This is a genomic window from Ruegeria sp. BB9 (genome assembly GCF_056539345.1).
Genome location: NZ_JBQFUU010000003.1, coordinates 288,426 through 309,417 on the forward strand (window position 1 = coordinate 288,426; position 20,992 = coordinate 309,417).

Annotated in this window: 21 protein-coding genes; 10 read left to right on the forward strand and 11 right to left on the reverse strand. The window is 62.1% G+C overall.

The features are described 5' to 3' along the window. Positions 1-19 precede the first annotated feature (19 nt). Positions 20-1,264, reverse strand: a complete 1,245-nt coding sequence (locus ACR0FC_RS12325; protein WP_093964101.1) for an ABC transporter substrate-binding protein — start codon at positions 1,262-1,264, stop codon at positions 20-22. 218 nt (positions 1,265-1,482) lie between these two features. On the opposite strand from ACR0FC_RS12325, the gene ACR0FC_RS12330 reads away from it, so the two are divergent. Continuing rightward, complete coding sequence (locus tag ACR0FC_RS12330) at positions 1,483-2,220, forward strand: response regulator transcription factor (protein ID WP_093964100.1); 738 nt, start codon at positions 1,483-1,485, stop codon at positions 2,218-2,220. After that, positions 2,217-3,656 (forward strand): sensor histidine kinase, encoded by a 1,440-nt coding sequence (locus ACR0FC_RS12335; RefSeq protein WP_170341036.1) that lies wholly within the window; start codon positions 2,217-2,219, stop codon positions 3,654-3,656. The genes ACR0FC_RS12330 and ACR0FC_RS12335 overlap by 4 nt, the downstream gene beginning before the upstream one ends. Positions 3,657-3,673: 17 nt before the next feature. Here the strand turns inward: ACR0FC_RS12335 and fliP are convergent, their stop codons facing one another. The 4 genes from fliP to fliF are packed head-to-tail and all read right to left on the reverse strand — an operon-like array spanning position 3,674 to position 6,873. Further along, the gene (gene fliP, locus ACR0FC_RS12340; RefSeq protein WP_170341454.1) at positions 3,674-4,402 is read right to left on the reverse strand and encodes a flagellar type III secretion system pore protein FliP; all 729 of its coding nucleotides are present in this window, start codon (positions 4,400-4,402) and stop codon (positions 3,674-3,676) included. Further along, a complete protein-coding gene (locus ACR0FC_RS12345) occupies positions 4,402-4,689 on the reverse strand; it encodes a FliM/FliN family flagellar motor switch protein (protein ID WP_093964097.1) in 288 nt (95 codons plus the stop codon). Before ACR0FC_RS12345 ends, fliP begins: the two co-directional genes overlap by 1 nt. Continuing rightward, positions 4,682-5,278: a FliH/SctL family protein gene (locus tag ACR0FC_RS12350; protein WP_170341034.1), complete on the reverse strand. Its 597-nt coding sequence runs from the start codon at positions 5,276-5,278 to the stop codon at positions 4,682-4,684. The genes ACR0FC_RS12345 and ACR0FC_RS12350 overlap by 8 nt, the downstream gene beginning before the upstream one ends. Continuing rightward, positions 5,278-6,873, reverse strand: coding sequence for a flagellar basal-body MS-ring/collar protein FliF (fliF, locus tag ACR0FC_RS12355; protein WP_170341033.1), 1,596 nt, complete (start codon positions 6,871-6,873; stop codon positions 5,278-5,280). The genes ACR0FC_RS12350 and fliF overlap by 1 nt, the downstream gene beginning before the upstream one ends. A gap of 119 nt (positions 6,874-6,992) precedes the next feature. Between fliF and ACR0FC_RS12360 the strand changes: the two genes are divergently transcribed. The 6 genes from ACR0FC_RS12360 to thpR all read left to right on the forward strand — a co-directional run bounded on the left by ACR0FC_RS12360 (position 6,993) and on the right by thpR (position 12,379). Further along, positions 6,993-7,490, forward strand: a complete 498-nt coding sequence (locus ACR0FC_RS12360) for a flagellar basal body-associated FliL family protein (protein ID WP_170341031.1) — start codon at positions 6,993-6,995, stop codon at positions 7,488-7,490. A gap of 9 nt (positions 7,491-7,499) precedes the next feature. Further along, a complete protein-coding gene (locus ACR0FC_RS12365; RefSeq protein WP_170341029.1) occupies positions 7,500-8,054 on the forward strand; it encodes a hypothetical protein in 555 nt (184 codons plus the stop codon). Next, the gene (locus ACR0FC_RS12370; RefSeq protein WP_170341027.1) at positions 8,054-8,635 is read left to right on the forward strand and encodes a MotE family protein; all 582 of its coding nucleotides are present in this window, start codon (positions 8,054-8,056) and stop codon (positions 8,633-8,635) included. The genes ACR0FC_RS12365 and ACR0FC_RS12370 overlap by 1 nt, the downstream gene beginning before the upstream one ends. Positions 8,636-8,681: 46 nt before the next feature. Beyond that, entirely contained in the window at positions 8,682-9,551 is an 870-nt protein-coding gene (gene motA, locus ACR0FC_RS12375; protein WP_170341025.1) for a flagellar motor stator protein MotA, read from the forward strand. Further along, a complete protein-coding gene (locus ACR0FC_RS12380) occupies positions 9,548-11,692 on the forward strand; it encodes a hypothetical protein (protein WP_170341023.1) in 2,145 nt (714 codons plus the stop codon). The genes motA and ACR0FC_RS12380 overlap by 4 nt, the downstream gene beginning before the upstream one ends. Before the next feature lie 123 nt (positions 11,693-11,815). Beyond that, positions 11,816-12,379 (forward strand): RNA 2',3'-cyclic phosphodiesterase, encoded by a 564-nt coding sequence (gene thpR, locus ACR0FC_RS12385; protein WP_170341021.1) that lies wholly within the window; start codon positions 11,816-11,818, stop codon positions 12,377-12,379. Here the strand turns inward: thpR and ACR0FC_RS12390 are convergent. From ACR0FC_RS12390 to betB, 3 genes are all read right to left on the reverse strand, one after another. Beyond that, positions 12,352-13,710, reverse strand: coding sequence for an MmgE/PrpD family protein (locus ACR0FC_RS12390; RefSeq protein WP_170341020.1), 1,359 nt, complete (start codon positions 13,708-13,710; stop codon positions 12,352-12,354). The two genes, thpR and ACR0FC_RS12390, sit on opposite strands and share 28 nt — an antisense overlap. Further along, positions 13,707-16,151, reverse strand: a complete 2,445-nt coding sequence (locus ACR0FC_RS12395; protein ID WP_170341018.1) for a GcvT family protein — start codon at positions 16,149-16,151, stop codon at positions 13,707-13,709. The genes ACR0FC_RS12390 and ACR0FC_RS12395 overlap by 4 nt, the downstream gene beginning before the upstream one ends. 142 nt (positions 16,152-16,293) lie before the next feature. Beyond that, positions 16,294-17,748: a betaine-aldehyde dehydrogenase gene (betB, locus tag ACR0FC_RS12400; protein WP_170341016.1), complete on the reverse strand. Its 1,455-nt coding sequence runs from the start codon at positions 17,746-17,748 to the stop codon at positions 16,294-16,296. A 187-nt stretch (positions 17,749-17,935) separates the two neighbouring features. On the opposite strand from betB, the gene ACR0FC_RS12405 reads away from it, so the two are divergent. Further along, complete coding sequence (locus ACR0FC_RS12405) at positions 17,936-18,265, forward strand: hypothetical protein (RefSeq protein WP_170341014.1); 330 nt, start codon at positions 17,936-17,938, stop codon at positions 18,263-18,265. Positions 18,266-18,284: 19 nt separating this feature from the next. Here the strand turns inward: ACR0FC_RS12405 and ACR0FC_RS12410 are convergent, their stop codons facing one another. Both ACR0FC_RS12410 and trhO read right to left on the reverse strand, forming a co-directional pair. Then, on the reverse strand, positions 18,285-18,803 hold the full coding sequence (locus ACR0FC_RS12410; protein ID WP_093964086.1) for a potassium channel family protein: 519 nt from the start codon (positions 18,801-18,803) through the stop codon (positions 18,285-18,287). A gap of 80 nt (positions 18,804-18,883) precedes the next feature. Further along, positions 18,884-19,789 (reverse strand): oxygen-dependent tRNA uridine(34) hydroxylase TrhO, encoded by a 906-nt coding sequence (gene trhO / locus ACR0FC_RS12415; RefSeq protein ID WP_170341012.1) that lies wholly within the window; start codon positions 19,787-19,789, stop codon positions 18,884-18,886. 96 nt (positions 19,790-19,885) lie between these two features. Here trhO and pncA point away from each other — a divergent pair, with 96 nt between their 5' ends. Continuing rightward, complete coding sequence (gene pncA, locus ACR0FC_RS12420) at positions 19,886-20,479, forward strand: bifunctional nicotinamidase/pyrazinamidase (protein WP_170341010.1); 594 nt, start codon at positions 19,886-19,888, stop codon at positions 20,477-20,479. A 4-nt stretch (positions 20,480-20,483) separates the two neighbouring features. Here the strand turns inward: pncA and ACR0FC_RS12425 are convergent, their stop codons facing one another. Next, on the reverse strand, positions 20,484-20,855 hold the full coding sequence (locus ACR0FC_RS12425) for a hypothetical protein (RefSeq protein WP_254432930.1): 372 nt from the start codon (positions 20,853-20,855) through the stop codon (positions 20,484-20,486). Positions 20,856-20,992: the final 137 nt, after the last annotated feature.

A 20,992-nucleotide genomic window follows, 5' to 3' on the forward strand; every position in this document is an offset into this window, starting at 1 on the left:
GGGGGCAGAGCGTGTTGGATCAGTAGCTGTTTGCCACCGCGTCCGCCAGTTGCTGAACCGCATCAGCCGAGGACATATCCGAGTTGAAATGTGCGGTCACGACGTCGGTGATCGCACCGGCCTGCGCACCGCGCAGCGCCATGCCATGCGCGTAGGACGGCAGCAGCGAGCCATTGGCGGACGAAGCGCCCATGTCTTCGGCCGAGATCTTGGCGCAGATGTCGAACTTGTCCAGCGCCACGTCGGTCCGCGCCGGAATCGAACCCTTGTTCAGGTTGAACACTTCCTGGAACTTGGGGGCAACGATCAGCTTGGCCAGTAGTTCCTGACCGGCGCGCTTGTCGTCGCCGTCCACGTCGAACATGGCAAAGCTGTCGACGTTGTACAGGTATCCGTCACCGGGGGTCGAGCCACACAGGAAGTCTTCGCCCGGGACTTTGCCCGCGGCCAGGAATTCACCCTTGGCCCAGTCACCCATGATCTGGAAGGCGGCCTCGCCGTTCATGACCATCGCGGTGGCCAGGTTCCAGTCGCGGCCCGAGAAGTTTTCATCAACGAACCCGCGCAGGGTGCGCATCTGGTCAAAAATCTGAACCATCGTGTCCGAGGTCAGAGTCTCGGGGTCCAGATCGACAAAGGCCTTCTTGAAGAACTCGGGTCCGCCGATGCCCAGCGCAACTGCTTCGAAGACGGTTGCGTCTTGCCAGGCCTGACCACCGTGGGCCAGCGGGATGATACCTGCTGCCTGCAGCTTCTCGGCAGCGGCGTTGAACTCTTCCCAAGTGGTCGGCATCTCGATGTCATTGGCGGCCAGGATGTCGGCATTTGCCCAGATCCAGTCGATACGGTGCACGTTGACCGGTGCGGCGCACCAGGTGCCTTCGCATTGCATATGCGCCGCGATCGAGGCGGGCAGGACTTCGGCCCAGCCCTCGGCCTCGGCAACGTTCGAGATGTCCGCCAGAACACCCTCTTCGTACCATTCCTGGATCGCCGGGCCTTTCAGCTGAACGGCGGTCGGCGCGTTGCCGGCCAGAACGCGGGCGCGCAGGGCGGTCATCGCCGCGTCTCCGCCGCCGCCTGCGACGGGCATATCCGTCCAGGTGCCGCCATTGGCTGCGAACTCTTCCTGCAGAACGGCGACCGACTTGGCCTCGCCGCCCGACGTCCACCAGTGCAGAACTTCGGCCTGCGGTTCGGCCATCACCGACGTGCCAGCCAGAACGGCCAACGACGACGCCGTGGCGAGTGCGAAACGTTTCATGTTTGGTATCCTCCCAGATCCTTGTTTGCTGCCGCGGGGCAGCGATGCGGGACATTACCGGCAGCCGCTTGCCGTCTGGCAATGGCAAATTTCCCATGTATCCGGCGCGGGCTGCAAATATTCCCGCCTTTTGTTACAGCGTGTTACGTTGACCTTGAATCTGTTGCAGTCCGTTACAATTGAGGGCAGCGTCGAGGGGGAAATCGGGGAGGAACAGCGTGAGCATTCCACGTCTGCTGGTTGTGGATGACGATCCGGAAATCCGGTCGATGTTGACCCAGTTCTTTCACCAGAACGGGTTCATTGCCCTGCCAGCAGCAACCGAGCGCGAGGTGCTGGCGCACCTGAAATCAGGCCGCATCGACCTGATCCTGCTGGATGTGATGCTGGGTGATGAAAACGGTGTTGATATCTGCGCCCGGCTGCGCCGCGAACAGGACGTGCCGATCATCTTCGTGTCGGCCCTGTCTGCCGATCATCAGCGTATGGCCGGGTACGAGGTGGGCGCCGATGACTACATCGCCAAGCCGTTCAACCCGCAACTGCTGCTGGCGCGCGTGCGCGCGGTGATGCAGCGCGCGCGGCGCACGCCATCGTTGGCCTATCGCCGGCGGATCCGCACTTTCCGATTTGGCGGGTGGGTCTATGACGGCAAACGTGACGAGGTGCATGCCCCGGACGGGTACCAGGTTTCGCTGTCGCAGCGCGAAACCGCGTTGCTCAAGGTGCTGCTGGCCAACCCGCACATTCCGCTGACCCGCGACGAGATCGCCGCCGCGCTGGACGTGACCGGCAGCGGTGACAAGCCCGAAGCGCAGGGTCGGGCCATCGACGTTCTGGTGGGGCGGCTGCGGTCCAAGATCGAGGCCAACCCCAAAGATCCGCAGATGCTGCGCACGGCCCGCGGTGTCGGCTATGTCTTCGCCTGCGAGGTCACCGTGGAACAGGAGGCATGACCCTGCGCTTGCGGGATCTGGGCTGGGCCTGGAGCCTGGGTGCGTTTGCTGCCGGGTTGCTGGCGGCAGGACTGTGGTTTTCATCCGTTCGCAACTGGGACGCCTATCTGACCCGGGCCTATGTTGCCGGGTTCTCGGTCTACGAAGATCTGCGCACAGGTCGCGCCTCGCATCCCGACGTGTTGATCACGCCACTGCCGCCCGAGGCATCAAGTCTGGCCGATGCCGGTGAATTCGAGCAGTTGCCCGACCTTGCAGGGCGCCGGTTTCTGACCAACCTGTCCATTCTGACCGACAGTTCCGCGCCGCTCAGCGGGCGGAACCTGACGCTTGCGGTCTTGTCCGACCGGCTGGTCTATCCGGTATCCGACATCGTGTCGGGCAGCGATCAGACCGGGCCGCAGAAGATGGGCAACCTGACACGCCTGCTGGCCACCTATTGCAGCGAACCCATTCTGGTGGCCCGGTTCGGACAGGGCGCGTGGCAGAAGATCGACGGTACGCAGGTCTGGGGGTGCGACGCGGCCCCGGCCGACCTGCGCCTGCCCGCGATCTTTCTGGCCGTCGTGGCACTTGCGATCATTCTGACATCGGTCGGCAATGTGACAGACAGCTTTTCGCGGTTCTCCCAGTCGCTGCGTGACCGCCGGCGCAGCGGGGGTCCGGACAGCTACGATATGTCCGGGCCGGCCGAACTGCGCGACATCGTATCGGCGGTCAATACGCATCTTGAGGACGAACGCGCACAGCTGGAAAAGCGTGCCACGGTCTTGTCCGGCGTCAGCCACGACCTTGGGACGCCAGCAGCCCGGGTGCGTCTGCGCGCGGCGCTGATTCCGGACGCCGAATTGCGAGAGAAGCTAGAGTCCGATGTCGACCAGATGACGGGCATGATCGAAAGCGTGTTGACCTACACCCGCTCGGAACTGAGCGTCGAAGACCCGCGCCAGATCTCCCTCACCTCACTGGTCGAGTCGCTGGTTGCCGACTATCAGGACATGGATCTGCCTGTGACCCTGAAACAGGTCGCCCCGGTCGAGGTGGAGGGCGCGGCGTCGCTCTTCATGTCGCGGCGCGGGCATGGCTCGCTTCCAGAGACCCGCCGCATCCTTGTCATGGCCCGGCCGATCTCATTGAAACGGGCGTTGACGAACCTGATCGACAACGCGCTGAAATACGGGCGCCACGCGACGGTTGAACTGGCAACCGACGCGGAAACCGCCACGATTGTCGTCGAAGACAAGGGAACCAACTTGTCCGTCTCGGATATCGAGGCGCTGATGGCCCCGTTCCGGCGCGGTTCGAACATCGGGTCGTCCGACGGGTTCGGGCTGGGTCTGACAATCGTTGCAACCGTGGCAGAGCAACATGGCGGCTCGCTGCGCTTTGAAGCGGGCGATCAGGGTCTGCGGGCACGGCTGCAGATCCGGCGCTGAGACCGTCCACACGCAGGCTAGGAATAGCTTCGCACCAAGGCGCTGGCGATCAGGGACCACCCATCCGCAATCACGAAAAACGCCAGTTTGAACGGCAGCGAAACCGTGGCGGGCGGCACCATCATCATCCCCATCGACATGAGTACCGCGGCCACTACAAGATCGATGATCAGAAACGGTAGAAATATCAGGAATCCGATCTGGAACGCGCGGGCAACCTCGGACAGCATGAACGACGGCATGAGAACCGACAGAGGCGCCTCCGGCGACAGCTCCATCGACGCGGTGTCGGGGCGCAAGGCCGCCATGGCCCCAAACGTCTCACCGTCCAGCCGCGCCGCCATGAACTCGCGGAACGGCACCATCGCACGTTCCAATGCAGGCTCTACCGCAAGCGTTTCTTCGACCATCGGGCGGATCCCGGTGTCCCAAGCCTGGGCAAAGACCGGCTCCATGATGAAGTAGGTCAGAAACAGCGCCAGGCTGACGATCAGCATGTTGGGCGGGGACTGTTGCAATCCGATCCCCTGCCGCAGAATGGCCAGTACCGTGACCAGAAAGGGGAAACAGGTCACCATGATCGCAAGGCCGGGTGCCAGGCTGAGCACCGTGATCAGCAGGATCAACTGAATGGTTCGCGCCGATATGGATCCGCCGTCGCCCAACGACAGCGACAGCTCCTGAGCCGATCCCACTGCTGGTGTCAGCACAAGGATCGCCAATGCACACCAGGCCGCCCGACGCATCATCCAAGTCCGTTCTGGAAATCCGAAATCTCGGTCAGACGCACCGCCAATTGGCCGGCATTGTCCCCCTCCATTTCCTCGAGCAGACCACGGGCGACCAATTGGTCGCCGACATACAGATCCACCGGATCTTCGACCCGTTTGTCCAAGGTCAGAACGGCGTTCTCACCCATGCTCAACAGGTCGCGTATCAGGGGGCGCGCCCGACCGACGGAAACCGTCACCTCGATGGGAACGGCTTCGAACGGATTGGGTCTTTCAGGTTTGGATGCAGGTGCGTCACTCATTTGACAAAGCCTCTTTTGCCTCAAAAACATATGCGTCGAAAGCGGCGGCGATCGCGTCCAGCAGCGCGGTGCAATCAACCTCGGACCGGGTGGTGCCGACCTGCAACCGCGCCTGACCCGGCAGCAACTCGGGGTCCGCGACGACCTTGGGGAGAGGCGTTATGTCGGCGGGCAACATTGCCTCGACATCCCCTTCAACACCGGGTGGAACCAACAGAAGGATCGGTTGTGCAACCTGCGCCTTGGCCATTTCGCTCAACTGCTCGATCACGCGGGTGGCAAGCCCCCGATCCATTGCCTGGGGAAGGACGGTCTGAACCAGAGCACTGAACATCGGTTCAAGCGACAAGGTCATCCGGGTCAGAGCTTCCTGGTAGGTGAAGGACATGTCGGAGAAAGCCGCCCGCATATCCTCGGTCATTGCAGCACGACCTTGGGCTTGGGCCTGCAGCGCATCCTCCCACCCCGCACCATATCCGCGTTCGAAAGCGGCAAGCCGCTCTTCCTCCAAAGCCTCTTCGTCCAGCAACCGCAGATTCGCGCCGTCGGCCTGAGCGGTGAAATCCTCGAGGAGGTGGGCGATCGACATCACACCTTCTCCTCGTTTTCTTCCAGCCAGCTCCGCAGAATTTCGACCGTCTCTTCCTGTTTGTCCCCGATCATGGCGCGCAGACGGCCGACCGCATCTTCGCTTGCCGTGGACCCAATCGCAGGCACAGAGCCTCCGTTTTCACCCTGGCCGGTGAGAGCGCTGAATTCCTGTCCATCCGCATCCGAGATTTCACCGACAAGATATGGCGCGCCGCCATCGGCGGGGGCCGCGGCACTCGGCAAGGCCGGCACTGCGGCCGAACCGGTCAGGATCGGCCGGATCACGAACAGCCCCATGATCAGCGAGACCATGGCCAACACTGCCATCTGTATCAGCGACATTGTATCCAGATGGATGCTTTGCCAGACCGAAGCGGTCGCCAATGTTCCCTGCGGTTCGACATTGGGCAGTTCCAGGGATTTCAGCGTGATGACATCCCCGCGATCCGCGTCGAAGCCCACGGCCGAGGCGACAAGCTCTTCCAGAGCGTCCAGTTCCGGCTGTGCCATCGGTACAAAAATCTCGGCACCGGTAGCGTCCGTTGTGCGGGTACCGTTGACGAGAACGGCAACCGTCAGGCGTTTGATTGCCCCGGGCACCCGCAGAACTTCAAGCTCGGTCTCTGAAACCTCATAGTTGATCCGCTCGCGGGTTTGCGTGGCTGAAGAATTCGATTCATCGCTGCCATTGCCGTCCCCGTCCGGCAGGTTGGACGCGACCGTCACATCCGACGACTGATTGCGGGAGGTATCCGACCGTTCCTCGACATCGGTGCTGATTGCGACGCGGCCCTTGGGGTCGAACCGCCGCTCTCTTATGGATTCGGTCTCGGTGACCGTGTCGACGCTGACTTCGACCACCGCATTGCCGGGTCCGACGCGCGCCTCGACCAGCCGCAGGACGCGGTCGCGCAGGACCTTGGCCTTGTCATCGGCAGTGTCGGCGGCGACCGCCGTCTCTTGCGGGCCGATCACCGCACCGCTGGAATCGATCACCGCAACATCCTCGGGCGCGAGGCCGGTCACGGCGGAGGCCACCAGAAAACGGATCGCCTTGGCCTGTTCGACCGTGATCTTGGCCCCGGATGGCACCAGATAGACCGAAGCGGTTGGCGAAACGCTGGGCTGGAACGGGCTTGTGGACCCGCTGGCAATGTGAACCCGCGCCTGCCCTACATGAGAACTGCTGACGATGGTTCGCGCCAGTTCACCCTCCTTGGCGCGCCAATAGGCAGCGTCGAACATCTGCGAGGTCGTACCGAACCCACTCAGCGTGTCCAGCAGCTCATAACCCCGGTTACCATTTGCAGGCAGACCCTCGCTTGCCAGGGTCATGCGCAACTCGTCGCGTTGCGAGCCCGGAACATAGATTGAGCCGCCACGAATCTCGTAGGTGACTCCGCGTTGATCCAGGGCCCGGACGATATCCCCCGCCGCCCCGCTTTCCAGCCCCGCATAGAGGAGCGTCATGGACGGAGATGTCACCAACCGCGACATCGCCAGGACACTCAGGAACACGACGACAGCCGCCCCCGCCACGATGATTTGTTTGCGCCTGCCCAAACTTGCCCAGACAGTTCCGATCTGCTGCACGCTCACCTCCGACTCGCCGACATTCTGTGCGGCTCGTGCCCTGTTTGACCGATTGCCCTTAACAATCGGTTAGTCCCTGCGGGGTTATGACGGGTGCCGAACGCAAGAATGAGGACGCCATGACAGACGCGACCGTGGATGAGGCAGAAGGCCCGAAGAAGTCGGGCAAAAAGGGACTGATGATTGGCGCGGTTCTGGCGCTGCTGGGTGCCGCGGGCGGGTACTATGTGACCTCGTCCGGGCTTTTGGGCAAAGCACCCGAGGCCGAAAGAAAAACAGCGGTCAATGCGGACGCCGGAGATGCGATCGATGCGTTGCCGGACGTCGGGTTCGTCGACCTGCCGCCCGTGATCGTGTCCGTGAATTCCGGCGATTCGCGCCATCTGAAATTCCACGCTCAACTTGAGGTGGCCGCCGGTCACGAGGCCGAGGTGGAAAAGATGATTCCCCGCATCATGGACGTGATGAACGGCTATCTCCGGGCCATCAACCTGTCCGACCTCGAGGACTCGCTGGCCCTGGTTCGCATCCGCGGGCACCTGCTGCGGCGCATCGGCATCGTCGTTGGCGAAGGTCGGGTACGTGACGTTCTGGTCACGGAATTCGTATTGAACTAGGAGGCGAAATTGGAACTGATCTCGGACATTCTGCTGGTCGCCGGCGCCTTGGGGGCCGGGTTGTACTGTTTTGTTCTGGCCCGACGCCTCAGGCGGTTCACGGATCTGGAGCGGGGCGTCGGTGGCGCGGTATCCGTTCTGTCCGCACAGGCGGAAGAACTGAAAAAATCCCTGGATGCCGCGCGGGCGGCATCTGACCAATCCGGACTCAAACTGCAGGATCTGACCGAGCGCGCCGAGTCAGTCGCACAGCGGCTTGAGTTGATCATGGCGTCGATGCACGACGTGATCCCCGAGGACAAACCCGGGACTGGGGAGCCTGCAAATGCCTCGGTCGAAGCCAAAAAGCCGTCACCTCTCGAGGCGGAACCGGTATCGCTGAAAGAGGAATCCGGGCCTCAGGCACCCAGGCAACCCGCCGAGCCTGAGGCGGTGGAACAAATGCCATCCGGGCCGGAAGCCGAGGTCAAATCCACCAACGACCCCGCAGAGGATCCGGGCCCGATTCCCAAGGGCGTATTGTTCTTCAGGCACAAGGCTCAAGGTAGCGAGGCCCGATCCTGATGCGCAGCCTGCAACCTGCCCAACGTCGACCGCGTGGTGGCGTTCTGACACTCATTTCAGCCTTGATGATCAGTTCCGCCATCATACGGCTGGGGCTGGAGGCTGGGCCGGCTTTGGCAAGGGGGCCTGACCCCTCGGAACTCTCGGCACACAGCGCCGGCTCGGACGAAAAGCCGGACATGCAAGCCTTGCTGACCGAATTGCTGCGTCGGGAAGCGGTCGTCAGACAGCGTGAGAGCGCGCTGCGCGACAGGGAGCGTGCCCTGGAGATTGCCAACGAGGCCATTGCGACGCGCCTGTCCGCTTTGCAAGAGGCCGAGGCATCGCTGCGCGAGACATTGGCCGTGGCGGACAAGGCGGCTGAAACCGACCTCACCCGTCTGACCGATGTCTATCAGAACATGAAGCCCAAGGACGCCGCGGCGCTGTTCGAAACGATGGATCCGGTTTTTGCGGCCGGTTTTCTGTCGCGTATGCCGCCTGAGGCAGCTGCGGGTGTGATGGCCGGTCTCAGCCCCGAGGCCGCCTATACCATCAGTGTCGTAATGGCCGGACGCAACGCCAACGCCCCGACTGAGTAGCCGCCATGAGCCCCACCCTCAAAGACCGCTCTGCCGGAGAGACCACATGATCGGAATTCTTGGAATCGTTGTTATTTTCGTAATGGTGTTCGGCGGCTACCTCGCCGCCGGCGGCAAGATGGCCATCATCCTCAAATCTCTGCCGTTCGAGATGATGATGATCGGCGGGGCCGCCATCGGCGCCTTTCTGATCAGCAATGACATGTCGGCGGTCAAACACACGATCAAGGATCTAGGCAAGGTTTTCAAAGGCCCGAAATGGAAGCCCGAAGACTACCGCGATCTGCTGTGCCTTCTGTTCTCGCTGATCCGGCTTGCCCGTTCAAATCCGGTCGAGCTCGAGCAGCACATAGAAGACCCTGAAAACTCGGCCATTTTTGCGGCCTTCCCAAAGATACAGGCGGACAAAGAGGCAGTGGACCTGATTTGCGACACCATGCGGTCGGCGGCGATGAACTATGACGATCCCCATCAGGTTGAAGAGGTTCTGGAAAAGCGGATGGATGCCAATTTCCACCACGCCATGCATTCCAGCCACGCCCTGCAAACCGTGGCGGACGGGTTGCCGGCACTGGGGATCGTCGCGGCCGTTCTGGGCGTGATCAAGACCATGGGCTCGATCGACCAACCGCCTGAGGTCTTGGGCAAGTTGATCGGAGGTGCCCTTGTCGGGACTTTCCTGGGCGTCTTTCTGGCCTACGGGCTGGTCGGCCCCTTCGCCGGAAAGCTGAAAGCGGTCGTGGAGGAAGACAATCACTTCTATCAACTGATCCGGGAAGTTCTGGTTGCCAACCTGCACAATCACAACCCTGCAATGTGTATCGAGGTTGGTCGCCAGAACACGCCGACCCACAATCGCCCCGGCTTCACCGAATTGGAGAAAGCCTTGAAAGAGATCAAGCAGGCGGCAGCATGATCCGGGTTTTGCTCCTGACCCTTGGCCTGAGCGCATCGGCAACTGGAGTGCTGGCGAAGGACGTTCCGGTGCGGTCCGGCGAACATGACGGCTTCACGCGGCTTGTTCTCAGCGTTCCTGCGGGCACCAACTGGAGCCTCGCCCACCGGAAAAACGGTGCGCGCCTGGCGGTCGAATTGGACGACGTGGAATTCAAGACCGGATCGGTCTTTGCACGATTGTCCGCAGGCCGGCTTGAGGCGATATCGCAGGCCGATCCCGGCGCGCCGCTTGAGCTGGACTTCGGCTGTGATTGCGCGGCGGCCGCTTTTTTGTACAAGGATACGATGATCGTTGTGGACATAGCGGCGCAAAAAGCCTTGCCTCCGCCAAGGCTGGACATTCCATCGATTGTGATCCCAGAACAGACTTCCAAACGTCGTCCACAGGCCGAAGCCCCATCAATTGAATTGGTTGCCCCCCTTCTGCAACTGGATCGCGATGGCCTGCAGCAGCGCCTTTCGACCCGTCTGTTGCAAGGTGCGGACCGCGAGCTTGTCGACCTGAATGTCACACCTCCGGGTCCGCGTGCTTCGGTGCCGGAAGCGCTTCCGGACATCGCGCGGGATCTGCCTGCGCATATCCAGGTAAGCTCGATCCTTGACGAGTTGGGCAAACTGGGAGAGCCACCTCTGCAACCTCTGGAGTCGCTGCCAGCCTGTATTTCGGATGCCGAATTGGGGTTCGACACCTGGTCTGACGGTCGGCCCTTTGCGCATCAGGTGGCTGAGCTGCGTGCAGGGCTGTTCCGGGAGTTCGACAGGGTCGACAGATCCATCGCGCTAAAGCTCGCGAAGCTGTTGGCACACTGGGGTTTCGGTTCAGAGGCCATTCAGGTTCTGCAGTTGATGGAAGATTCATCGCCGGAACAGGAATGGGTTCGAGCGGTCGCGCAAATAATTGATGATCAGCCCGTATCAGAGCCTAACCAACTGCGTGGGTTGCAACGCTGCGACGGCGCGGTTGCCATGTGGGCCGCGATGGCGGATGGCCAGTTGCAGGATGATGCGCAGCAGGAACGGATGGAACAGGCGTACCTGAGGCTTCCTGAGCATCTACGCCGGATCCTCGGCCCCCGGCTGGCCGAGATATTCGTCAACTCCGGCCAGCTTGAAGCCGCCCGGCGGGTATTGCGTTCGGTAGATCGCGTCCAAACTCTGCAACACCCCGAGGTGACACTCGCGCAGGCAACTGTGGCTGCCGCTGAGGGAGATGCGGACACCAGCGACACTTTGTTGAACGACGTCATCGACAACCCAAGCTCGGATTTGGAAGCCCCGCTTGCGCTGGCCCGGCTTGTTGAAAAGAAGTCGGCAGAGGGTGGGGCCGTTTCGCGACGCCAAATCGATCTGATCTCGGGCTACGCGATCGAACTGCGCAATTCTGAATTGGGCCCGGTCATGGCCCGCTGTCACGCCCTGGCACTTGCCCTGGGCGGCGAGTTTTCTGCGGCCTTCAATATCCTTGATGCCCATCGCAGAGACGAGACCTGGTCCGGCACGCGCAATCGTATCCTGCTTCTGGCAGCAGAGCGCGCGGATGACCTGACCTTTCTGCTGTATGCAAGTACCCTGAAACCACATGAATTAGAGTCTATTTCGACTGAGACTTCGCTGTTGCTCGCCAGGCGTTTTGCAGACCTCGGCTTTGCCAAGCTAGCCCGAGACTTGACTGGTGCAGGTTCGGATGGGACACGCAGGCGCGACCGCGCCATCCTTCGGGCCCGGGCCGCGCTGCTGGAAAACCGACCGGATCTGGCCCTTCGCGAATTGGCCGAGGATCCCTCCGATGACGCTGAAAGGCTGCGGGCGCAAGCCCTGACCGATATGGGTAATTACGCGGCCGCTGTTGAGGCTTGGCGGGACATAGGGGATGAGGATACCGCCGCTCGCCTGTCATGGTGGGCGGGGTTCAACTTGGAAGAAGTTGGGGCGAAGGACACCGCGCTGGGGCAGGTCATAGATCTGAGCTCGGCCCTGCGGGCGCCAGTGCAGCGAGACCCGGACAAGCCGATTTCGGACGCTGAACAGCTGCTTGAGGTCAGCGCCGACACGCGACAGAAGATAGCCGAATTGCTGAACGTGACAACTGAATTGGAATAGTTAGGATCGGCGCGACGAACGGTCGGCTTATGCGCCTCGCATTGAGAACATGCGCTTGTCTGAAAATGCAAGCACCGGCAGACTGCCCGGCAAATTCAACCTTATCCAGATCAGGGGCAACGGATGTCCGGAGCGCTCATTCGGTGTTTTGTCGCCATTCCCGTATCTTCCGAAATCGCCCAGCTATGCGCCGACGTCGCGCATGCAGCACATTGCGGTCGAAGTTTGCCTGCTGAAAACCTTCATCTGACGCTGGCTTTCCTGGGCGACCAGACCCGGGACGCCTTGATCGAACTGAATGATCATCTTGAGGCGGTTAGGTGCCCGGCCTTTTCTATCAGACTGTCCGGGCTGGGCAGCTTCGGCAACTCGCTGCACATGGCGGTAGAGCCCGATCCCGAACTCCTGCACCTGCATGAAAGCGTCCTGCAGTGCATTAGGCTGGCCGGGATGAGGCTGCAACGCCGCCGCTTTCGACCACATATCACCATCGTTCGGGGTATTGAATCGGCTCTAAACAGGGGCTTTTTGCAAATCCCAGTTCCCCAAGCCACCATGTTCGTGACCCAGTTCAACCTGAAGTCTTCGACATTACGGCCGGACGGGGCACGATATGAAACGCTGTCGACCTATCCTCTGCAGCTGCAAGGTTGGTCCGGTCAGGCTGACGACTTGGCCGACCGGTAGAGAGGCTGCACCATGTCACTAAACCGGGTGCCGGGATCGGTAAGGTTCAAAACCGCCCTGCTCAGATTCTTGGCAGCAGACTCTCCGATTTCTGCAGAAGAAAACTCGACAAACTTGTCGATGACGTCCTGTCGCGACATTGGAGCCTCAGGCCCGCCCCGGGCATGGATGTCATCCGAGCGGAAAACGCGACCGTCTTGCGTCGTTACCTGAACGTCGGCCCAGCGCCCGGCGGGAAAGCGGGAATTATGGCGGTCCGACTCGGATACGGTGATGCGGTTCAGGAAATCGGCGACGATCGGATCGGATAGTCCATCGCCGCTGATGTGCTCTACCCCGATCCGCCCGTGTACTGCAAAAGTCGAGACGGCAAATGGCAGCGAGTATTGCGCCTGCGACGTTGTCTCGGGCATCCCCGAATACAGTTGAACCGCTTCGTGAAAACTATGTATCTCGACGCGGGCGATCTGGTCATGGGTCAGATCGTGCGTGTTCATCACCGTGCGCAGCCCGTCGATGGCGGCATGGGCCCAGCGGCAGATCGGATAGGGTTTCACGTATTGATGTTCCATCTGCCAAAATGTGCCGAGGTCCTGCCAATAGGGTGCCGCGCGGGCTTTCTCGATGGTGATGGCGGGGGCGCCGGTAAAGCCGCGCTCGGCCAGAATTGCCGCCGACATGCCCACCAGCGCGCCCCAGCCCGACCCATCATGCAGCATGGTCGGGTTGGCAATCTCGCGCATCATCTGGCTGCGGGGGCCGTGATATTCGGCAATGCCAAGGCCTTGGCGCAACTGGTCCGGTGAATGGCCCCGCAAGCGGGCCGCCATTGCAACCACGCCCAGTGCGTTCCAGGCCCCCGAGGTGTGATAGTCACTGACGGTGGCATGCAGCACGATACCCGCGCGGCCCGCGATTTCGTAGCCGGTGATGACGGCCGCCAAGGCATCGGGTCCGGACAGATCAGGGCAGTGCTCGGCCAATGCGCACAGCGCGGGTATTGCCACGACACCGATATGCCCCTTGGTCGGGTTGTAGCCGTCGTGCCCGTCGAGATTGTCAGTCTGCGTGGCGGCCGCGTAAGCTGCGCCCGCCAGACTGACCCGGCGCCCATCGCACAGCATCCGCGCCGAGAACGCAGGATCTGTCGATCCGTACAGCAATGCGGCAGTATCGCGGGCGATCACGCCGGCCTCCATCGGGGTCGATGCGATCACGATGCCCAATGTATCCAGCAGCATCAGGGCCGCCGATTCGCGCGCGCTGTCGGGCATCTGGTCCGCCGGGCGGTTCAGAACAAACTCGGCAACGCGGGCGAAGGTTTCGGTCACCTGGCGCCCTCCATCGCCGGTTTCTGGTCTCGCAGGCGCAGGCCCTTTGGGTCGAAAGGAGGCGCATGCAGGATCCACGCCCTGTGCGGCTTGCCCAGGATGAAGACATGCACCTCGTCACCCGGCTGAGCCACCGCTGGGTTGGCGTATCCGATGGCCAGTGACTTGCCGACCGTATAACCATAGGCGCCCGAGGTGACGCGCCCGACGGGCGTACCATCTGGGGTGAAGATCGGCTCGCCCCCACTGGCATCGGCATCGTGGGTGACATCAACCTCGAAGATCGACAGCACCTCGCGCGCGGGATTGTCCTTGATCGCCAGCCAGGCCGCCTTGTGCAGGAAATCCTTGTCTGGCTTGATCAGCCCATCCAGACCGACTTCATGCGGCCAGTACTCCTGCGAATACTCGCGCCCCCATGAGCCATAGCCTTTTTCGATCCGCAACGCGCCCAGAGCACGGCCGCCGACCGGCCCGCCACCACAGGCGCGGGCAGCGTCCAGAAGCGCTGTATAGAGTCTGATTTGGTCCTCTTCGGCGCAGTGCAACTCCCACCCCAGATCGCCGGTGAAGCTGACGCGGATGGCAAGGCAGGTGACCCCGGCAACCTCGATCGTGGCCGAGCGCATGAAGCGGAACGCCTCATTCGAGAGGTCGGCGTTGGTCAGCCGTTGCAAGGCCTCGCGCGATTTCGGGCCGGCGATGTTGAAGCCTGCGATGCGGTTTGTGGCAACCTCGAAGGTGGTGCCCTCGGGTAGGTCCACCATGTTGAAGAACCTCTGGTGATAGCGTTCGGCCATGCCCGAGCCGATCATCATGTATTCGTCTTGGGCCGTCTTGGTGATGGTGAAATCGCCCGCCACGCCGCCACGCACGGAAATCAGCGGGGTCAGGCAAGACCGCCCCACCTCGGTCGGCACGCGGTTGGCCACCAGCCGGTCGAGCCAGTCATGCGCGCCCGGCCCCTTGACGACGTAATTGGCAAAGTTCGAAATGTCGATCACGCCCACACTTTCACGCAGCATCCGGGCCTCTTGCCCCACCGGTTCGAACCAGTTCTGGCGGGTGAAGCCGTTGGTTTCGACCATTCCGGGCCGGTCGGCGAACCACAGCGGGTGTTCCCAGCCGCAGTTGAGGCCGAAGACCGCGCCCAACTGTTTCTGCATCTCATAGGCGGGGCGCACGCGGGCGGGGCGGCCGGCGCTGCGTTCCTCGTTCGGGAAATGGATGGCGAAGCGGTGGGAATATTGATCGGCCACCCGCGCCTTGGTGAATTTCTTGTCGGCCCAGTCGCCGAACCGCGCCAGATCCCAGGCAAACATGTCGTATTGCGGCTCGCCCTCGATCATCCATTGCGCAGCCAACAGCCCCAGCCCGCCCGATTGCGAGAAGCCGGGGATGATGCCGGTGCAGCAGAAATAGTTGCACAGCTCGGGCACCGGCCCCCAGATGGCGTTGGAGTCCGGCGACCAGATCATCGGGCCGTTGATCACCCGTTTCACGCCTGCGGTGGCGGCCACCGGCACACGCTCGGTCGCGCGGATCACGTTTTCCATGATCCGGTCCAGATCGTCGGGAAACAGGTCATGGGCGAAATCCAGCGGCGTGCCATCCTCGGCCCAGAACCGCATGTCCTTTTCGTAGGCGCCGATCAGCAGCCCGTTGCCCTCCTGCCGGAAGTAATACTCGCCGTCGCGGTCGGCGATCGAGGGCAGACGGCGGCCAAGGGCGGCAACCTCGTCAATCGCTTCGGTCACGAAATACTGATGCTCGGTCGGTTGCAGCGGCAGTTCCAGTCCCGCCAGTGCGGCCACCTCACGCCCCCACAACCCGGCTGCGTTGACCACCCATTGCGTGTGGATGTCGCCCTTTTCCGTGCGCACGATCCACGAGCCGTCGGGCTGCTGTTCAGTCCCTATTACGGGGCAAAACCGTTGAATCTCGGCCCCCAGCGCGCGCGCGCCGGCGGCATAGGCATGGGTCACGCCCGAGGGGTCTACGTTGCCGCCATCGGGTTCATACATGATGCAACGGATGTCATCGAACTGCGCCAGCGGGTGCAGCTCCATCGCCTGTTCGCGGCTGATCTCATGGAAATTCAGGCCATAGAATCGCGCCTTGGCCTCTTGCAGGCGCAGCTGGTGTTCGCGCGCCTCGGTCTGGGCCAGATACAGCGAGCCCGGCTGGAACACGCCGCAGCCCTGCCCGGTTTCCTGCTCCAGCTGCTTGTACAGGTTCATCGTGTAGTGCTGGATGCGCGTGACGTTGTTGTTGTCGTGCAGCCCGTGGATATTGGCCGCCGCGTGCCAGGTTGAACCGCTGGTCAGCTCGTCCCGCTCCAGCAGTATCACGTCGGTCCAGCCCAGCTTGGCAAGGTGGTAGAGGATGGAACAACCGACAAGGCCCCCTCCGATCACGACGGCCTGTGCATGGGTTCTCATTGGACTTCTCTCCTGACTGGCGGGGGCGCGTCACCCCTCGGCATCAGAAGTCAGCCACAGTGTCCGCACACCGTATGCTCTGTTCCCGACCCCAAATGTCGGGAACAGTGCAAGTTGGGCCGGAATCCCGATTTGGGATCGTCTAGTAGGGTGCCTCGACGTCGTTCATCGAGACATAGACGGTTTTCATTTCCGAATAGTGGTTGATCGCCAGCTTCGAGTTCTCGCGCCCGACACCCGACAGTTTTGACCCGCCAAACGGCGCTTCGACCGGGGCCAGGTTGTAGGTGTTGATGTAGCAGGTGCCCGCTTCGAACCCGGCCACCACGCGATGGGCGCGGGTCAGGTCCTTGGTGAAGACGCCGGCGGCCAGGCCAAACTCGGTGGCGTTGGCGCGGGCCATCACTTCGTCCTCGGTCTCGAAATCCAGCACCGACATGACGGGGCCAAAGATCTCCTCGCGCGCGATGGTCATGTCGTCTGTCACGTCGGCAAAGACCGTGGGCTGAATGTAGAAGCCCGGGCGATCCAGCCGCGCACCGCCATGGACCAGCCGTGCGCCCTCGGCCTTGCCCTTCTCGATATAGCCCAGAACGATGTTCATCTGGGCCTCGCTGACCATCGGGCCGAAGTTCACGGCCTCATCCATCGGGTCGCCGAACTTCACATTGGCAAGGCGTTCGCTCAGACGGGTCAGGAAGGCCTCTTTGATGCCTTTCTGCACGAAGACCCGCGTGCCGTTGGAACAGACCTGACCGGATGAGTAGAAATTGCCCAGGATCGCGCCCGAGACGGCGTTGTCGATATCGGCATCGTCGAACACGATAAGGGGCGACTTGCCGCCCAGTTCCATCGTGACGTGTTTCATGCCCTCGGCCGCGGCGGCATAGACCTTGCGGCCCGTGGGCACCGAGCCCGTCAGCGACACCTTGGCCACGCGCGGGTCGGTGACCAGCGCGGCGCCCACATCGCCATAGCCCTGAACCACGTTGTAGATGCCCTTGGGGGCACCGGCCTCGATCAGGATCTCGGCCACTTTCAACGCCGACAGGGGCGTGGTTTCCGAGGGTTTGAACACCATCGCGTTGCCACAGGCCAGCGCCGGAGCGCCCTTCCAGCATGCGATCTGGGTCGGGTAGTTCCACGCGCCGATGCCGACGCAGACGCCCAGCGCCTCGCGGTTGGTATAGACGAAATCGCCGCCGCCCAGCGGGATATGCTCACCGGTCAGTGACCCGGCCAGCCCGCCGAAATATTCCAGCGCATCCGCGCCCGAGGTCGCATCGGCCACCAGCGTTTCCTGTAACGGTTTGCCGGTGTCATGGGTTTCCAGGATCGACAGCTCGTGGTTGCGGTCGCGCATGATGTCGGCGGCGCGGCGCAAGACGCGGCCGCGCTCGGTCCCGGTCATGGCCGCCCAGGTCTTTTGCGCGAGTTTCGCGCTGTTTAGAGCCTGTTCGATGATCTGCGGCGTCGCCGAATGCAGGCGGGCGATGACCTCGCCCGTGGCCGGATAGATCACGTCGATCGGGGTGCCTGCGGTGTCTTCGACATATTCGCCATCAATAAAGTGGCTGGCCTTGGGCTGAACATTCATTGCGGATCCTTTTTTCTCGGGCCCCGGGGAGACAGGTGCCGGTCGGTTTCATCCGCAGGTAATGATTATTGATTGATCAGTCAATAAAGCACTGCTTTGGGCGAATTTTTGCCAACAAAAAAAGGGGCCCTCTTGAAAAAAATGGTTAATGTTCCATCTCTGTTCTGCATGATCGGAGGATCACCAGATGGAACAGTCTTTGCGCAAATCCACCCCGATGGGGCCGACCAACGACTACCACATTCTGCCCGTCACAGACCGTCAGATGCGCTATGCGCGCGCGATCGCCCAGCAGTCCGCTCTGGAGATCCCGGTCGAGGCGCAGCGCGACCGGCGATCCATGTCCGATTGGATTTCGGCGCACAAGCCGCACGATCCCTCCCCCTTTGCCGACTACCCGACGGGCAAACAGGTGGCCTTTGCCGAGTGGATCTCGCGCACAAAACGCCGCCCGATCCCCAGCGAGTGCTTCCGCGACAAACGTGCGATGTCGCAATGGATTGATCGGAACAAGTGAATAAGTGTGGCCGGCGGGCTCAGGCGTCTTTGTCATGGCGATGGCGATGCGACCGACCATACAGCCCCACGGCCGCAGCCACGAATAGGCCCAGTAGAATATAGCCGGTAATCGCCTCAGCCACGGCAAGGGCGCGGCACACACCAACTGGCCGCAAGTCACCAAAACCAACCGTCGTGAAGGTAACATACGAGAAATACAGGACATCCGCCGGACCGCGGGCGCCTTCAACGCACAGATCGTAGTACCCATATGACCCGTAGACTGCAGCGAACAGAAACGGCACGACCTGGATGAAGGAAATTCCCATCAGCAGCAACTGCCGCTTGGGCGAGCGCACAAGCGCCATGTAGTACCAGGTTTGAGAGAACAGCCAAATCGCCAACCCGATGGTGGCCGCGGCTCCGATTGTGTCGCCGGCGGCGGATTCGGTCAGGTGTGAAAGGATGTACCAAGCCAGAGCACTGAGCATGACAAGGCCCATCGCTGCGATCAGCGTGGGCTTCCAATCCTGCAATGTGGTTGGATCATGCGCCATCGTCCCCCTCCCCAAGCACGGGTACCCGCCATATTTTAACGCCGGGCGCATCATCGCAAGCTTTTTTGCGTGATTCGAAGCTATTGGCCGCCGATATGCTCTTCGCCCCGCGCCCGTGCCAGCGTGATCTGTTTCTGCCGTTCGCGGAACCGCGCCTTGTCGGCCTCGGACGTCTCGTGGATGCACTGGTGGCAGGACACGCCATGTTCGTATTCGGGGCGGTCCCTGTCCTGAGGCAGGATCGGGCGGCGGCAGCCATGACACAGCTGGTGCGGCCCCTCGACCAGCCCGTGCCCTACGGAAACGCGATTGTCGAACACGAAGCACTCACCCTTCCAGGTGCTGTCCTCAGGCGGGACCTCCTCAAGATAGCGCAGGATGCCGCCTTTCAGGTGGTACACATCCTCGACCCCCTGCCCAAGCAAATAGTTGGTGGATTTCTCGCAGCGGATGCCACCGGTGCAGAACATGGCGACGCGCTTGTTGTGGAATCGGTGCTTGTTCTGCTCCCACCAGGTGGGAAAATCGCGAAAACTGGCCGTTTTAGGGTCGATTGCGCCGTCGAACGTGCCGATCGACACCTCATAGTCATTGCGCGTGTCGATCACCACCACGTCATCCGAACGGATCAGGTCGTTCCAGTCCTGCGGCTCGACATAATGGCCGGTGCGGGCGCGCGGATCGACATCCGGCTGGCCCATGGTCACGATCTCTTTCTTCAGGCGCACCTTCATCTTGCCAAAGGGCGGCTGGCTGGCGGTGGCCTCTTTCCATTCCAGATCGGCACAACCCGGCAGCGCCCGGATAAACGCCAGCACCGAGTCGATCCCGGCGCGGGGGCCGGCGATGGTGCCGTTGATGCCTTCATGCGCCAGCAGCAGCGTGCCCTTGACCGACTGCGCGCGGCACAGCTCCAGCAGCGGCGCGCGCAGGGCGTCCGGGTCGGCAAAACGGGTGAAGTGATAAAGTGCGGCGATCGTGTACATGGCCGCGATCTAATGCGCGGCCCCCCGCAACGCAAGACACCGCATTGACGACCCCCGCCCGCCCCCCTACCGATAGGACACGCAAAGGAGGCCGCCATGACCCATGCCCTGATCGTGATCGATGTCCAGAACGACTTCTGCCCCGGCGGCGAACTGGCGGTTCCCAACGGGGATGAGATCGTCGCCCCGATCAATGCCATGATGCCCGATTTCGATGCGGTGATCCTGACGCAGGACTGGCACCCGGCGGGTCATTCCTCGTTCGCGTCATCCCATCCGGGCAAGGCGCCTTATGATCTGGTCGAGATGCCCTATGGCCCACAGGTCCTGTGGCCCGACCACTGCGTGCAGGGCACGCCCGGCGCCGAATTCCACCCCGACCTGCGCACCGACGCCGACCTGATCCTGCGCAAGGGCTTCCGCAGTGCGATCGACAGCTATTCGGCCTTCTTCGAAAACGACCGGACCACGCCCACTGGGCTGGAAGGCTATCTGCGCACGCGCGGGATAGACCGGTTGACGCTGGTGGGGCTGGCGACCGATTTCTGCGTGCATTATTCGGCGGTGGATGCGGCCCGGCTGGGCTTTGATGTGGCCGTCAGAACCGACGTTTGCCGCGCAATCGATCTGGATGGGTCGCTCGCAGCGGCGGAACAGGCCATGCGCGACGCGGGTGTTACGCTGGCCTAACGGTTCAGGGCGTCGCTCCGGCCGCAGCCAGATATTTCAGCAGGACGAACACGATTACCGCAAGGCCAAGGGCGAAGCCAATGCGCCCCGGCACGGTTCTTCGGTCAGGTTTTGCGGGCGCAGGTGTGGCCGGTTGCGGGCGGCGCACCGGATCGCGGCGTTTGATGCCGATCCCAGGCTGCGCGCTGCGAACATGGCGCAGAAAGTCGCGCAGATTGAATTCACCGCAATACTGGCCGCGCAATCCCGTGGCCCGAATATTTGCAAACAGCTGGCGCAGGACCTTTTCGCGGGCCGCGGCGTCTTCGGGCGGATAGAAACCACGCGATTCACCACTGCCGTGGCTGTCCAGAATGAATCCGGCATCTACGAACACCTGACGCAGATTCGGTGACGCCCCCCTCAGAGCATCAGCCGTCTTCACATCGCGAAAACGCGCGCAGACCGTTGCGGTTTTCGGCTCAGTCGTAGCCGACGAACCGCAATCGCTCCCATCTTTTGCAATCGTTACAA

Bases quoted from the DNA above. Each gene is read 5' to 3' on its own strand.
- ACR0FC_RS12325 (WP_093964101.1), bottom strand. From the start codon at position 1,264: ATGAAACGTTTCGCACTCGCCACGGCGTCGTCGTTGGCCGTTCTGGCT.
- ACR0FC_RS12335 (WP_170341036.1), top strand. From the start codon at position 2,217: ATGACCCTGCGCTTGCGGGATCTGGGCTGGGCCTGGAGCCTGGGTGCG.
- fliP (WP_170341454.1), bottom strand. From the start codon at position 4,402: ATGCGTCGGGCGGCCTGGTGTGCATTGGCGATCCTTGTGCTGACACCA.
- ACR0FC_RS12345 (WP_093964097.1), bottom strand. From the start codon at position 4,689: ATGAGTGACGCACCTGCATCCAAACCTGAAAGACCCAATCCGTTCGAA.
- ACR0FC_RS12350 (WP_170341034.1), bottom strand. From the start codon at position 5,278: ATGTCGATCGCCCACCTCCTCGAGGATTTCACCGCTCAGGCCGACGGC.
- ACR0FC_RS12360 (WP_170341031.1), top strand. From the start codon at position 6,993: ATGACAGACGCGACCGTGGATGAGGCAGAAGGCCCGAAGAAGTCGGGC.
- ACR0FC_RS12370 (WP_170341027.1), top strand. From the start codon at position 8,054: ATGCGCAGCCTGCAACCTGCCCAACGTCGACCGCGTGGTGGCGTTCTG.
- motA (WP_170341025.1), top strand. From the start codon at position 8,682: ATGATCGGAATTCTTGGAATCGTTGTTATTTTCGTAATGGTGTTCGGC.
- ACR0FC_RS12380 (WP_170341023.1), top strand. From the start codon at position 9,548: ATGATCCGGGTTTTGCTCCTGACCCTTGGCCTGAGCGCATCGGCAACT.
- thpR (WP_170341021.1), top strand. From the start codon at position 11,816: ATGTCCGGAGCGCTCATTCGGTGTTTTGTCGCCATTCCCGTATCTTCC.
- ACR0FC_RS12395 (WP_170341018.1), bottom strand. From the start codon at position 16,151: ATGAGAACCCATGCACAGGCCGTCGTGATCGGAGGGGGCCTTGTCGGT.
- betB (WP_170341016.1), bottom strand. From the start codon at position 17,748: ATGAATGTTCAGCCCAAGGCCAGCCACTTTATTGATGGCGAATATGTC.
- ACR0FC_RS12405 (WP_170341014.1), top strand. From the start codon at position 17,936: ATGGAACAGTCTTTGCGCAAATCCACCCCGATGGGGCCGACCAACGAC.
- ACR0FC_RS12410 (WP_093964086.1), bottom strand. From the start codon at position 18,803: ATGGCGCATGATCCAACCACATTGCAGGATTGGAAGCCCACGCTGATC.
- trhO (WP_170341012.1), bottom strand. From the start codon at position 19,789: ATGTACACGATCGCCGCACTTTATCACTTCACCCGTTTTGCCGACCCG.
- pncA (WP_170341010.1), top strand. From the start codon at position 19,886: ATGACCCATGCCCTGATCGTGATCGATGTCCAGAACGACTTCTGCCCC.